The sequence below is a fragment of the Nonomuraea sp. NPDC001699 genome (assembly GCF_053596455.1).
This window is the reverse complement of the sequence record NZ_JBSFGF010000026.1, coordinates 38,155-51,095: the sequence shown is the minus strand read 5'-3', so window position 1 is coordinate 51,095 and position 12,941 is coordinate 38,155. Positions and strand designations below refer to the sequence as shown.

General features: G+C 74.0%; 12 protein-coding genes. 8 read left to right on the top strand and 4 right to left on the bottom strand.

What is annotated here, in order from left to right:
• The first annotated feature begins 16 nt into the window (after positions 1–16).
• Positions 17–1,243 carry an adenylyl-sulfate kinase gene (gene cysC / locus ACWCSU_RS44105; RefSeq protein ID WP_357708848.1) on the top strand — a complete coding sequence of 409 codons (1,227 nt, stop codon included), beginning with the start codon at positions 17–19 and terminating at the stop codon, positions 1,241–1,243.
• Complete coding sequence (locus ACWCSU_RS44100) at positions 1,231–2,133, top strand: sulfite exporter TauE/SafE family protein (RefSeq protein ID WP_364097644.1); 903 nt, start codon at positions 1,231–1,233, stop codon at positions 2,131–2,133. Before cysC ends, ACWCSU_RS44100 begins: the two co-directional genes overlap by 13 nt.
• Before the next feature lie 11 nt (positions 2,134–2,144).
• Here the strand turns inward: ACWCSU_RS44100 and ACWCSU_RS44095 are convergent, their stop codons facing one another.
• Positions 2,145–3,164, bottom strand: a complete 1,020-nt coding sequence (locus tag ACWCSU_RS44095) for a glycoside hydrolase family 26 protein (protein WP_449942471.1) — start codon at positions 3,162–3,164, stop codon at positions 2,145–2,147.
• Between the two features lie 356 nt (positions 3,165–3,520).
• On the opposite strand from ACWCSU_RS44095, the gene ACWCSU_RS44090 reads away from it, so the two are divergent.
• Genes ACWCSU_RS44090 through ACWCSU_RS44065 form a run of 6 tightly spaced genes read left to right on the top strand, consistent with a single transcriptional unit; the run spans position 3,521 to position 9,971 of the window.
• Positions 3,521–4,837 carry a Wzz/FepE/Etk N-terminal domain-containing protein gene (locus tag ACWCSU_RS44090; RefSeq protein WP_449942470.1) on the top strand — a complete coding sequence of 439 codons (1,317 nt, stop codon included), beginning with the start codon at positions 3,521–3,523 and terminating at the stop codon, positions 4,835–4,837.
• Entirely contained in the window at positions 4,834–6,099 is a 1,266-nt protein-coding gene (locus tag ACWCSU_RS44085) for a hypothetical protein (RefSeq protein WP_357708857.1), read from the top strand. Before ACWCSU_RS44090 ends, ACWCSU_RS44085 begins: the two co-directional genes overlap by 4 nt.
• Entirely contained in the window at positions 6,096–6,992 is an 897-nt protein-coding gene (locus ACWCSU_RS44080; RefSeq protein WP_449942469.1) for a hypothetical protein, read from the top strand. Before ACWCSU_RS44085 ends, ACWCSU_RS44080 begins: the two co-directional genes overlap by 4 nt.
• Complete coding sequence (locus ACWCSU_RS44075) at positions 6,989–7,843, top strand: sulfotransferase domain-containing protein (protein ID WP_449942468.1); 855 nt, start codon at positions 6,989–6,991, stop codon at positions 7,841–7,843. Before ACWCSU_RS44080 ends, ACWCSU_RS44075 begins: the two co-directional genes overlap by 4 nt.
• Positions 7,831–9,084: a lipopolysaccharide biosynthesis protein gene (locus ACWCSU_RS44070; protein ID WP_449942467.1), complete on the top strand. Its 1,254-nt coding sequence runs from the start codon at positions 7,831–7,833 to the stop codon at positions 9,082–9,084. The genes ACWCSU_RS44075 and ACWCSU_RS44070 overlap by 13 nt, the downstream gene beginning before the upstream one ends.
• On the top strand, positions 9,081–9,971 hold the full coding sequence (locus ACWCSU_RS44065) for a sulfotransferase (protein ID WP_449942466.1): 891 nt from the start codon (positions 9,081–9,083) through the stop codon (positions 9,969–9,971). The genes ACWCSU_RS44070 and ACWCSU_RS44065 overlap by 4 nt, the downstream gene beginning before the upstream one ends.
• Here the strand turns inward: ACWCSU_RS44065 and ACWCSU_RS44060 are convergent.
• From ACWCSU_RS44060 to ACWCSU_RS44050, 3 genes are read right to left on the bottom strand one after another with little or no spacing between them, the layout of a single operon-like run.
• A complete protein-coding gene (locus ACWCSU_RS44060) occupies positions 9,961–11,007 on the bottom strand; it encodes a WecB/TagA/CpsF family glycosyltransferase (RefSeq protein WP_449942465.1) in 1,047 nt (348 codons plus the stop codon). The two genes, ACWCSU_RS44065 and ACWCSU_RS44060, sit on opposite strands and share 11 nt — an antisense overlap.
• A complete protein-coding gene (locus ACWCSU_RS44055; RefSeq protein WP_449942464.1) occupies positions 11,004–11,909 on the bottom strand; it encodes a glycosyltransferase family 2 protein in 906 nt (301 codons plus the stop codon). Before ACWCSU_RS44055 ends, ACWCSU_RS44060 begins: the two co-directional genes overlap by 4 nt.
• Positions 11,906–12,805, bottom strand: coding sequence for a sulfotransferase (locus ACWCSU_RS44050; protein WP_449942463.1), 900 nt, complete (start codon positions 12,803–12,805; stop codon positions 11,906–11,908). Before ACWCSU_RS44050 ends, ACWCSU_RS44055 begins: the two co-directional genes overlap by 4 nt.
• Between the last annotated feature and the right edge of the window lie 136 nt (positions 12,806–12,941).

The window sequence follows — 12,941 nt, the reverse complement described above, 5'->3', positions numbered from 1 at the left end:
AATCGGAATAGTTGGGATGTCGGAAACCGTGGAGTGGACCCCGGACGCGCACGAGCTGGCCGACCTTGAGCTGCTGCTGTCCGGGGCGTTCGAGCCACTGACCGGCTTCCTGGGCCACGACGACGTGCACGCCGTGCACGAGCGCGGCACGCTCGCCGACGGCACTCCGTGGCCCGCGCCCGTCACCCTCCACCTTCCCGCCGAGGTCTCGCCCGGCGACGAGGTGCGGCTGCTCGACCCCGAGGGCCTGCCACTGGCCGTGCTCACCGTGGCCGCGCGCGAGGCCGACGGCCTGACCTCGGGCCCGCTCAAGGCGCTCGGCACGCCCGAGCACGGCCCGTTCGCCCGGCTGCGCCGCACTCCGGCCGAGGTCAGGGCCGAGCTCGGCGGCCGGCCCGCGCTGGCCGTCACCATGCGCGGGCCGCTCGACGACCTCACCGAGATCACCGCCACCGCCAAGGAGCTCGACGCGGTGATCGTGCTGCTCCCCCTCGCGTACGGCGAGGCGGGCCCCGGGGTCGTCCGCGCCGCGCTCCGCGCCGGGGAACGCCTGCCCGAGGGCACCCTCGTGGTCCCCGTCCCGCTGGCGCCGCGGGCGGAGCCGGAGATCGACCTCGAACTGCGCGAGCACGTCGCCACCGCCTACGGCGCGACCGAGCACTACGCGGGCCCCGAGCCCGTCACACTGCCCGGCCCGCCCCACCGCCGTGGCCTGGTCGTCTTCTTCACCGGCCTGTCCGGCTCGGGCAAGTCCACCATCGCCCGCGGCCTGCGCGACGCGCTGCTGGAGCTCGGCACCCGCACGGTCACCTACCTCGACGGCGACGTCGTGCGCCACCTGCTGTCCAAGGGCCTGACCTTCTCCAAGGCCGACCGCGACCTGAACATCCGGCGCATCGGCTTCGTCGCCGCCGAGACCGCCCGCCACGGCGGCCTGGCGATCTGCGCCCCCATCGCCCCCTACGCGGCCACCCGCGAGGAGGTGCGCGAGGGCGTCGAGTCCGTCGGGGCCGACTTCCTGCTCGTGCACGTCGCCACGCCGCTGGAGGAGTGCGAGCGGCGCGACCGCAAGGGCCTGTACGCCAAGGCCCGAGCCGGCCTGATCCCCGAGTTCACCGGCGTCTCCGACCCGTACGAGGAGCCGGACGACGCCGACCTGGTGATCGACACCACGCACATCTCGATCGAGGCGGCCGTCTCCCAGGTCCTGGGGGCGCTGCGGTCCGGAGGATGGGTACGTTGATCGACTTCGCGCTGGTAGCCGGGTCCTTCGTCGTCGCCGTCGTCGTCGGTCTGACCGGCATGGGCGGCGGGGCGCTGATGACCCCGATGATGATGTTGTTCTTCAACGTCCCGCCGCTGGCCGCGGTCTCCAGCGACCTGGTCGCCTCGGCGGTGATGAAGCCGGTCGGCAGCGTCGTCCACCTGCGGCGCGGCACGGTCAACCTGCGGCTGGTGGGCTGGCTGTGCGCGGGGTCGGTGCCGGCCGCGTTCTGCGGGGTGTTCCTGGCCCGCGCGTTCGCCGTCACCGACGCGGTCAAGTACGCGCTGGGCGTGGCGCTGCTGCTGGCCGTCGCGGGCATGGCGGTCAAGGGCTGGCTCGGCGCGAGGGGCGGCTCGTCGAGCGCCCACGACATCGTCGTGCGCCCAATTCCGACCCTACTGGTCGGTACGGTAGGCGGGCTCGTGGTGGGCATCTCGTCCGTGGGTTCGGGTTCGCTGATCATCGTGGCCCTGCTCGTGCTCTATCCGGCGCTCAAGGCCAACCAGCTCGTCGGCACCGATCTCGTGCAGGCCGTGCCTCTGGTCGCGTCGGCCGCGCTCGGCCACCTGCTGTTCGGCGACTTCAAGCTGGAGCTCACGCTCTCGCTGCTCGTCGGCTCGATCCCCGGCGTCTACCTCGGCGCGCGGATCTCCTCACGCGCTCCGGGCGGCCTGATCAGGGCCCTGCTGGCGATCGTGCTGCTGGCCTCCGCGCTCAAGCTCCTGGACGTCGGCAACGCCCTCACCGCCTGGCTCCTCGTCGCCGCCTGCGCGGTCACGTTCGCCGGCTGGCGGCTGCGCGGCGGCCTGCTCGCCCGGCGCGGCGACGCGAACGCGGCCGTCGGGCGGCCCCTGGAGGCGCGGCGCTAGAAGGCACGGCGTCAGGGCCGCGGCACGCGGGTCGAGCGGAAGTAGCGGTCGCGGGCGAGGTGGGTGAAGGCGCGGGCCGCACCCGGATCGGAGTCGAAGCTCGTGTTGCCGCGCGGCGCCCGCGGCGAGTCGAAGTACAGCAACGCCTTGATCTGCGGATACCGCTTGATCTGTCTCAGCACCGACTCGAAGAACCGCCGTTTGAAGGCCCGGTCGGCCGGCCGCTCGAACACCCCCCACTCGGCCACCATGACCGGCTTGCCGGGGAAGCGGGCCTGCATCCACCGGTAGAACCCCGGCCACTGCCCGTACTCCTTGCGGGTCTTGTTCACCAGCCCGTCGAAGTCGTGCACCCGGTCGTCGGCGTACGGGTCCATGGCCACCCAGTCCACCACGTCGTCGCCCGGATAGAGGTCCTCGAACCAGGGCTTGGCCGCCCAGTTGGGCGCCCCCATGTACGTCATGACCGTCACGGCGTTCTTCACCCCCTGCGCCCGCAGCCGGAGCACGACGTGCCGGTACATCGCCGCGTAGTCGGTGGCCTGCATGCCCGACCCCGAGCGGGCGTTCACGTCGTTCTCCGGCTCGTGGTGGAGGGTGAGGAAGAAACGTTCGGGGAAGGTGCGCCTGAGGTAGGCGGCCAGGCGGTCGATGCGGCGGTCGAGCGCGCCGTCGGCGATCTCGGCCCAGGTGCGGTCGAACGACGGCTTCCAGTTGATCATGAGCAGCCTGGGCCGGCCGGGGTCGCGGGCCAGGCCGATCTCCTGCGAGGTGGGGAACAGCTCGCTGCCGCGATGGTAGACGTGCAGCACGTCGGCGCCGGCGCCCATGCGGGACTCGGCCCCGCGCAGCGCCTCGGCCACGGGAGCGCCGGTGAAGACCTCGGGCGCCACGCCCCACCAGGCGCCGCAGGAGGGGATGAGCCTGGCGGTGACCGCGCAGGAGGGCGCGCCGGCCAGCTCGGCCGTGCTGGTGTCGACCCGGGCGGGCGCGCCCTCGGCCGTCGAGCAGGCGGCCGGGAGGGCGAGCACCGCGCAGATAAATGCGGTTTTCGTCGCGAAAGTCGCGAAATGAGAAAAGCCCCGAATCTGCAACGCCTTCCAACCCCCTTGCCGACGGACCCCGCCTGTCAAACCTGAACCTTGCCATGCCATTCCTCGAACTTCAGCCAGTGTGCTCGTCTGCCCAGCTCAAGGCACCTGTCCATCCACCCAGCTTTTTGCGAAATATCCATTCAAAAAGGGGCATCTTGGCGGCCGTACCGGAAAAAATCTTCAGTATTCGACTTGGGTAATATCCGTCCGGCCTATAGTGGGCGCACACTGCGGCAAGTGACGCAGCGTTGCCCACTCGCGACAGCGCGCATCCCCTCCAGGAGACCGTCCTCATGAGCCCGTCGCCGGATCTCCAGGCGCGCCGCCCGCCGGGCGCCGACCTGGACGAGCACCTCTCGCTGCTGCGCAGGCGCTGGCTGCTCCTCGTCGGTTGCGTGGTGGTCGGCGGCACCGCCGGGCTCGCCCTGATGCGGGCCACCCCGCCCGCCTACACCGCGATCACCCAGGTCCTGGTCACGTCCGTCGACGGCCAGGACCAGAGCAACCAGGTGAGCAACCGGCAGCGGGAGCCGCTCAACCTCGACACCGAGGCCCAGATCGCCCAGTCGGCGGTGGTCTCGGCCCGGGTCGCCCAGACTCTGCGGATCACGGCGCCCCGGCCGGTCGAGGTCTCCGTGCCGCCCAACTCCGCGGTGTTGTGGATCTCCGTGACCGACGCTGACCCCGTGGCCGCCGCCGCTCAGTCCCGGGCCTACGCCGACGCGTACCTGGCCAACAGGCGCGAGAGCGCGAAGGCCGCGATGGCCGAACGGCAGCAGGCGGTGCTGGCCAAGCTCAAGCAGGTCGACACGGGCCTCGACGCGGCTATCAAAGAGGTCGGCCGGCTGCCCAAGGGCAGCGCCGAGCACGCCATTGCCACCCAGCGCCAGAGCGTGCTCAACCGGCAGGCCGCCAGCCTGACGCTCAAGTACGACGCGCTGCGCACGATCGCGGTGACCCCCGGCTCGGTCATCAGCGAGGCGCTGCCGCCGACCCGGCCCAGCTCGCCCAGCCTGCCGCTCTTCCTCGGCACCGGCCTGATGGCCGGCCTGCTGCTCGGCGCGGCGGCGGCCTACATCCGCGACCGGCTCGACACCCGGCTGCGCACGGCCGCCGACGTCGAGCGGCTGACCGGGCTGCCCGTGCTGACCGACCTGTCGGCCTCCCGCGAGCACGGCGTGCTGCACGAGCTGGCCTGCGCCGTGGTCGCGGCCTGCCCGGGCCAACGGCTGCTGGTCCGGTCGCTGCCCCCCGACCTCTACGCCTCCTCACTGGCCGAGCCGCTGGCCATCAGCGCGCCGCTGTCGGTGCTCGACGGCTCCGACGTCCGCGACCTGGCCAGGGCCGACGCGGCGCTGCTGCTGGTCGGGCTGGGCCGGGTCAGCGCGCCCGAGGTGACGGCGGCCGCCCGCCATCTGGAGCGGCACGACGTGCCGATCGTCGGCGTGGTGACGGCCACCGACGCGGTGCCGGAGTTCGTCCCGCTGCTGGAGCCGCGTACCCACACCTCGCTCGGCAAGCTCGTCGCCACCGGCGAGCTGGAGGTGAGCCTGGCGGCCGAGACCACGCCCATGCCGTCGTTCCACCACCGGCAACGCAAGCAGACGTGACAGGACCAGCCTGGCCGATCGCGGCGCTCCTGCTCGGCTACCCGGTCTGGTGGGCGCTGGGGTTCGGCGGCCTGTCGGTGATCGTGCTGGCCGCGCCGATGGCGGTGATCCTGTGGCGGCGCCGGCCGGTCCGGGTGCCCCACGGGTTCGGCCTGTGGCTGCTGCTGCTCGCCGGCTACCTGCTGAGCGCGATGATGCTGGACGAGCTGCCGCCCGGCACGTACGGCGAGTTCAGCTCCGGCCGCCTGATCGGCTGGGCCATGCGCCTGGCCCTGTACGTGTCCGTCCTGGTCATGGTGCTCTACCTGGGCAACCTGACCGAGCGCGAGCTGCCGCAACTGCGCCTGGTGCGCTGGCTCGGCGTGCTGTTCCTCACGACGGTCGCCGGCGGCCTGCTCGGCATGGTCTTCCCGCACTTCGGCTTCACCTCGCCGGTGGAGATGCTGCTGCCCGGCTGGATCAGCGAGAACTCCTTCGTCCAGAACCTCATCCATCCCACGGCCGCCCAGACCCAGAAGGTGCTCGGCTACTCCGCGCCCAGGCCGGAGGCGCCCTTCGAATGGGCCAACGCGTGGGGCAGCAACGCGTCGGTGCTGCTGATCTGGTTCGTCGTCGGGTGGTGGACGTACGGCGGGCGGGGACGCCGGGTGCTGGCGGTCCTGGTGATCGCGCTGGCCGCGGTCCCCGTCGTGTACTCGCTCAACCGCGGCCTGTGGATCGGGCTGGGGCTGGCGGTGGCGTACCTGATCGTGCGGGTGGCGGGCCGTACCAGGGTCGCGCTGTGCGGGGCGGTGGCCGCCGGGCTGGTGGTGTTCGCGCTCAGCCCGCTGGCCTCGGTGTTCGCCCAACGGCTGGACAAACCGCACTCCAACGACGTCAGGGCCTTCACCATGACCGCCACGGTGGCCGCGGCCCGTCACTCGCCGGTCATCGGCTACGGCAACACCCGCAACTCGCTCGGCAACCACCGCTCGATCACCACCGGCAAGACCCAGTGGTGCGCGGCCTGCGGGCACCCGCCGCTCGGCAGCGACGGGCAGCTCTGGCTGCTGCTGATCACCCAGGGCTTCACCGGGGCCGCCCTCTACGTGGCCTTCTTCCTCGGCGCCATCCGCCGCCACTGGGCCGACCGCTCCCCGATCGGGCTGGCCGGGGTGCTGGTGATGGGTCTCGTGCTGCTCTACATGTTCGTCTACGACGGCCTGGTGACGCCGCTGAGCCTCTATCTCATCTCGTTCGCCCTGCTGTGGAGGAACGCATGAAGGACGCCTCCGCGCGGCTCGGATACCTCCGCGAGACCGTGCGCCTGCTGTATCCGGGCACCGGGTCGCCGCGGCCGTACTCGGTGCTGCCGCACCGGGTGCTGCCCCGGCGGCTGGCCCCGCGGCGCTGGTGGCACGTGGGGGGCGCGGTCACCGTGCCGGTCGAGGACTCCATCGCGGCCTACCTGGGCGAGGTGTTCGACGCGCCCGTGGAGACCGTGCTCCACGTGCGTCCCGCGCTGCGGCCCAATCGCAAGCCCGTGCTGGAGGCCCGTACCGGGGGGCGGCTGCTGGCGTTCGTGAAGGTCGGTGACGGCCCGCTGGCCCGCGAGCTGGTCGGCCGCGAGGCGGCCGCGCTGCGCGGCCTGGCCGGGGCGCCGCTGAAGACCGTCGTCGTGCCCGACGTGCTGCACCACGGCGAGTGGCGCGGCCTGCCGGTGCTGGCGCTCTCGCCGCTGCCCGTACGGCGCGGCCGGGTGCCCCCGTCCCTGCTGCACGCCGCCGTCAAGGAGATCGCCGCCACCGGCGGCCCCTCGCCGGCCTGGCACGGCGACCTGTCCCCGTGGAACATCTGCCCGTCCGCCGACGGCCGGCTGCTCGTCTGGGACTGGGAGCGGTACGAGACCGGCGTGCTCTACGGCCTCGACGCCGTGCACCACTTCTTCCAGCGCGCGCTGCGCAGGATGGCCCCGCCCACGGCCGCCCGCGCCTGCGTGGCCAGGGCGGCCCGCGAGCTGGCCCCGCTCGGCCTGTCGCCGGCGGAGGCCAAGCGCACGGCGCTGCGCTACCTCATCGCGCTGGCCGACCGGCACGCCTCCGACGGCCACCACCCGCTCGGGCCGCCCGAGACCTGGCTCAACCCGGCCGTCGACCACGAGGAGCTGCTGCCATGAGGACGATGAAGCGGCCGGTGCTGTCCATCTCGCGCCTGGCGGGCCGGTTCACGTCCAGCGCGCGGGTGTTGCCGTCGTTCCTCATCGTGGGGGCGCAGCGGTGCGGCACGACCTCGCTCTACCGGGCGCTGGCCCAGCACCCGCTGCTGCTCAAGCCCGTCCTGCACAAGGGCGTCCACTACTTCGACGTCGGCTACGACCGGCCGATGGCCTGGTACCAGGCGCACTTCCCGCTGCGGGCGGGCGCGGCGCTGCTCGCCCACCGGTACGGCGGCCGGGCCCACGCGTTCGAGTCGTCCCCCTACTACCTGTTCCATCCGCTGGCCGGCGAGCGGATCGCCGCCGACCTGCCCGGGGTCAAGCTGATCGTCCTGGTCCGCGACCCGGTCGCGCGGGCCTCCTCCGCCCACGCCCACGAGCTGGCCAGGGGCTTCGAGTCCGAGTCGCACTTCGAGTCCGCCCTTGAGCTGGAGGCCGAGCGGCTGGCCGGGGCGGAGGAGAGCCTGCGCGTCTCGCCGTTCGCCGAGCACCACTCCCACCGCCACCACGCGTACGTGGCCCGCGGCCGGTACGCCGACCAGCTCGACCGCCTCGAACCGCTCTTCGGCCGCGACCGTCTCCTGGTGCTCGACAGCCACCGGTTCTTCGCCGAGCCCGAGACCGCCTACGACCGCGTCCTGGAGTTCCTGACGGTGCCGCACCTGGGCTATCCGGCCTTCGAGCGGCACAACGGCAGGCCGCTGCCCCGGCCGGTGCCCCGCGTGCTGGAGCAGGCGCTCAAGGACCATTTCGAGCCCTACGACGCGCGGCTGACGCGCTGGCTGGGCGGTGAGCCGTCGTGGCGCCGGTGATGGTCCGGCGCGGGATCGCCGGGCTGACCGGGGCCGGGGTCAGCGCGCTGGCGCAGTTCCTGGTGGCCGTGGTGGTGGCCAGGGCGTTCAGCCCGGCGCAGGCCGGGGCGTTCTTCAGCGTGACGGCCCTGGCCCTGATGGCGGCCGGCATCGCCAAGCTGGACGCCGGCAACGGGCTGGTGTACTTCATCGCGCGAGCCAAGACGTACGACTATCGCGGTATTTCTGGATATTTCCGGGCGGCCCTGGTGCCGTGCGCGCTCGCCGCCTGCGCGGCCGGCGTGCTGCTGGAACCGCGCATCGGGCTGCTGGCCTGGGCCCTGCCGGTCATCGTGCTCGGCGACGTCGCCCTGGCCGCCACCCGTGGGTTCGGCTCGATGCGGCCCACCGTTTTGCTGGACGGCGTGCTGCTGCCCGTCGCGCAGCTCGTGCTCGTCACCTGGGCGGCTCTCGCGCACGCGCCGCAATGGCTGCCGGCGGCCTGGGCGCTGCCCTTCCTGCCGCTGCTCGTCCTGGCCCTCGCCGGTCTGCGCGGACGGGCGCCGCGCACGCCGTACCTGCCGGGGACCGGGCGCGACCTGTGGCGGTACACCGCGCCGAGGTCCGTCGCCGGGGCCATCCAGGCCGTGTTCCAGCGGCTGGACATCGTGGTCGTCGCCTGGCTGGGCGGGCCGGCCCAGGCCGCCGTCTACACGGCCGCCACCCGGTTCCGGGTCGTCGGGCAGCTCGCCAACCAGGGGCTGGCGCAGGCCGTACAGGAGCGGCTGGTCCGGGCGCTGGCCGACGGCGAGCTGGGCCGGGCGCGCGAGCTGTACCAGGCCACCACGATCTGGCTGGTGCTGCTGACCTGGCCGGTGTGGCTGGGCTACGCCGTCCTCGCGCCGTGGCTGCTGCGCGTCTTCGGCCCCGCGTACGGCGCCGCCGCCCCCATCGCCCTCGTCCTGGCCGGGACGATGCTGGTGGCGACCGCCTGTGGCATGGTCGACGTCGTCCTGACCGCCGCCGGCCACACGCTGACCAGCCTGCTCAACCTCCTGGCCGCGATCACCTGCACGGTCACGCTCGACCTGGTCCTGATCCCCTCCCACGGCGCGTTCGGCGCGGTCGTCGGCTGGTCGGGCGGGGTGATCGTGAAGAACCTGCTCCCTTTGTGGCAGCTCCACCACCGCTACGGCCTGCGCCCGTTCGGCCGCCACACCCTGCCCGCCCTGCGCCCGCGCACCTGGGCGACGGCCGCGTGAACGCGCCCGTCCTGGTCACCGGCCTGCCGAGGAGCGGCACGAGCTGGGCCGGCAAGATGCTCACCGCCGGGGGCGGCCTGGTCTACGTCAACGAGCCGCTCAACCCGCAGCACCCGCCCGGCCGCTGCCCCGGCGTGCTGCGGGCCGAGGTCACCCACAGGTTCCAGTACATCTGCGACGACAACGCCGCCGACTTCCTGCCCGCCTTCCGCGACACGGTCGCCCTGCGCTACCACTGGCTGCCCGAGCTGCGCGCCAACCACTCCCCCTACGACCTGGCCCGCCTGGCGCGGTACGGCACGGCGTTCGCGTTCGGCCGCCTGACCGGGCGCCGGGCGCTGCTGGACGACCCGTTCGCGGTGTTGTCGGCCGGGTGGTTCGCCCGGCGGCTGGGCTGCGCGGTGATCGTCCTGGTGCGCGATCCGGTGTCGTTCGCGGCGAGCTGGCGGCGGCTCGGCTGGCGGTTCGACGTCCGCGACCTGCTGGGCCAGCCGCTCCTCGTCCGTGACCATCCCGGGCTGCTGGACCTGCGTCCGTTGCTCGGCTGCGCCGACGACCTGGCCACGACCGCCGCCCTGTGGCGGGCCGCCCGGTCGGTGCTGGCCGCCACGCCCGGTGTCCTGGTCACCTCGTACGAGTCCCTGGCCGAAGACCCGGTCACCGGCTTCAAGGCCCTGTACGCCCACGCGGGGCTGCCCTGGACGCCGTCCGCCGAACGCCGGATCGTCCGGGCCTGCACCACGCCGTCCCGCCGGTCGGCGGCCTTCGCCTGGTCGGGCCTGTCGCGTACGGCCTTCCGCCCGATGGACTCCCGTCACGCCGTGGCCACCGCGGCCCGGGGGCTCACCGCGCAGGAGGCGGCCCGCGTCCGGGCGCTCACCGCCTGAGCCTGGTCAGCAGGCAGCCGGCGAGCAGGCGTACCGCGAAGGGGAGGTCGTCCACGAGGTAGCGCCGCGCCAGCCGTCCGGGCTCGCTCATCAGCCGGAACGCCCACTCCAGCCCGGCCCGGCGCATCCAGCGCGGCGCCCGCTGGACCGTCCCGGCGGCGAAGGCGATGGCCGCCCCGCAGCCCACGAACCACGCCTCGGGCAGCTCCTCGCGCAGCTCCGCGATGAGCAGGTCCTGCCGGGGGAAACCCAACCCGACGAACACCAGGCGGGGACGCGCCGCGACCACCCTGCGCCGCACCCGCTCCCTCCCCTCGGCCGTGTCGTCGAAGCGGTACGGCGGCGCGTGCACCCCCGCCACCTTCAGCCCGGGACGGCAGCTCCTGAGCTCGTCGGCGGCCAGCTCGGCCACCCCCGGCGGCCCGCCGAGCAGGTAGACCGGCCAGCTCCGGGCCGCGGCCACCTCGCTGAGCGACCAGATCAGGTCGGCCCCGGTGACGCGCTCGGGCAGCGGGGTGCCGAGCAGCCTGGCCGCCCACACCAGCGGCATCCCGTCGGCCACCACGATGTCGGCCGAGCGCACGAGCTCCTGGAGGGCGGGGTCGCGGGCGACGGCCCGGCAGATGTCGACGTTGGGCGTCACGATGCGTCCGCCTCTGCCGGCCGCCGCCTCCGCGGCCACCCAGCGCACGACGTCGGCCTCGGAGACGACGTCCACGCCGACCCCGCCGACCTGCACCCGTTCCCTGACAGCGGCCGCCCCGCGACCGGCCGGGCCCCCGGAAGGCCGGGTGACCACGGAACCGGAACGCCGGGCCCTGCCGACACCGGCCTCGGGCCCCCGGCTCCGCGCGGACGCGGCTTCGGAGGCGTGCGTCCTGGCCGCCGCCGCTTCGGAGGCGTGGGGTCGCGCGGGTTCGGGGGCGTGGGTCCTGGCCGCCGCCGGGTCGGGGGCTGAGGGGTGGGTGGGGGTGGGTTTCGGGGTCGGGGGGCGTTGGGCGGGGACGGCCGGGGTGCGGGTTCTCGGCGGGGTCATATGCCGCGCCCCCGCCCGTGCAGCAGCCCGAGCACGGTCGCGGCCGGGACGAGCCCCGCGGCCACGGCGAGCGCGATCGGGGCGCGCGGCTCACCCGGCCGCGCCCCGAACGTCCGCAGCGCCCAGCGGACCGCCGCGCGCCGCCGTCCGAGTGCCGCGTGGGCGAAGGCGAGCTGGCCGTAGACGCGCGCCGCGCCGCGCCGGTCGGCGGCCAGCTCGGGGTGGCGGGCGAGCATCCAGTCGAGCCCCGCGATCCGGTCCGCCCAGCGGGCCGCGTAGTGGGAGGCGCCGCCCCACCGCACGCGGACGAGCGGCCGGTCGACGTGCGTGATCGGCCGCCGCCGGGCCGCGCGCAGGGCCAGGTCCCAGTCCTCGTTCTGGCCGCCGGGGGCGCTCTCGTCGGCCCACAGGGCCCCGCGGCGGAACAGGAACGTCGAGGAGTGGACCATCACCATGCGCGACCGTACGAGATCGGCCACGGTGACCGTGTCCGTGCCCGCGAGCCTGGTCACCCGGCGCCGCCCGTGCTCGACCTCGATGGCGCAGCTCGCGAACTCGCCACCGGCGGCGGCCAGCGCCCGCGCCTGGGCGGCGAGCTTGCCCGGCAGCCAGAGGTCGTCGTCGTCACAGAAGGCGACGAGGTCGGTGTCGAGCGCCGCGATGCCGGTGTTGCGTGCCCCCGGAAGCCCAGGGGTACGGCTATTCGCCAGGACGGGCACGCCCAGCGCCGGCAGCGGATCGCGGCGACCGGGCGCCCCGTCGGCGACCACGACCACGGCGAGCCGCCCCGGATAGTCCTGGGCCAGCACGCCCGCCACGGCCCCACGCAGCAGCGCGGGCCGGTCGCCGCAGGTCGGGATCACCACGCCCACGGACGGCAGGACGGGCGGCAGGACCGTCATGCGGCCACCTCCCGGTAGCCGTACCGGACGCGCAGCGGCCAGGTGAGCGCGGTGACCAGCCGCCGGTCGCGGACCGGCAGCCCCGAACGCCACGAGTCGTCGCACCGCAGCCGAACCCCGCCCACCTGGAAGCGCATCGGGTTGCCGGACGCGGTGTGCGCGGGCCCGAGCCGCGCCGTCGTGCCCTCCAGGAACGGCAGCCCGGGGACGTCGAGCCCGAGGAAGCCCGCCAGCGCGGTCAGCGTGGGCCCCGGGGCGGCGACCAGGTCCTCGTAACGCACCCGGGTCACCAAAGCCCCCTGGCGGGCGAGGAGCTCAAGGCCGGCGTTCTGGGCCGTCCAGTGGAGTGCCGTGCGCAGCGGCCCCCAGCGGGTCATGGGACGCCCGTCCTCGGGCCGCTCGACGATCCTGCGCCAGGAGTGGGCCACCGCCCGCGGGTCCCGGACGACGTGCACGACGCGTACGTCCATCCCGGCCGCGACCAGGCAGTGGGCGAGCGAGGCGTGCTTGCTGGAGTCGATCACGGCGGGCGCACCGGTCGCCTCGTAGATCCTCCGGTAGGCCCGCGCGTACTCGGCCAGGTCGGGATGGGCGATGCGCCCCATCCGGTGGGTGCGGTCGACCCGCTGCCGCAACGTGAGCATGCGCTCGGCCAGCGACGGCCGCCATCCGCCGAACGCCGCCCTGCCCACCTGCCGCCAGAAGTCGCAGGCGGCGAAGACCGCGCCGCAACCGCACGGCTCCCCGGCCAGCACCCCCCTCGACCACAGGTGGACGACCTCGCCGAGCGCCACCACGTCGGGCAGCTCCGCGAGCAGCCGCTCCAGCAGAGTCGTGCCACTACGGCCGAGGCCCCCGAGGAAGATCACTCGGGTGGCGGATGCGCGGTCGGTCACAGGGGGAGGGCCTTCACGTCGCCGATACGGAACGCGACGACCCTAGCGCGGAGGGTAATCAGATGGTCAGGAAACCACGCAAAGATCTACCGAGAAGACGGACGGCCCGGCGGAGTGTCGCCGGGCCGTCCGAAAA

Bases quoted from the DNA above. Each gene is read 5' to 3' on its own strand.
- cysC (WP_357708848.1), top strand. From the start codon at position 17: ATGTCGGAAACCGTGGAGTGGACCCCGGACGCGCACGAGCTGGCCGAC.
- ACWCSU_RS44100 (WP_364097644.1), top strand. From the start codon at position 1,231: ATGGGTACGTTGATCGACTTCGCGCTGGTAGCCGGGTCCTTCGTCGTC.
- ACWCSU_RS44090 (WP_449942470.1), top strand. From the start codon at position 3,521: ATGAGCCCGTCGCCGGATCTCCAGGCGCGCCGCCCGCCGGGCGCCGAC.
- ACWCSU_RS44080 (WP_449942469.1), top strand. From the start codon at position 6,096: ATGAAGGACGCCTCCGCGCGGCTCGGATACCTCCGCGAGACCGTGCGC.
- ACWCSU_RS44075 (WP_449942468.1), top strand. From the start codon at position 6,989: ATGAGGACGATGAAGCGGCCGGTGCTGTCCATCTCGCGCCTGGCGGGC.
- ACWCSU_RS44060 (WP_449942465.1), bottom strand. From the start codon at position 11,007: ATGACCCCGCCGAGAACCCGCACCCCGGCCGTCCCCGCCCAACGCCCC.
- ACWCSU_RS44055 (WP_449942464.1), bottom strand. From the start codon at position 11,909: ATGACGGTCCTGCCGCCCGTCCTGCCGTCCGTGGGCGTGGTGATCCCG.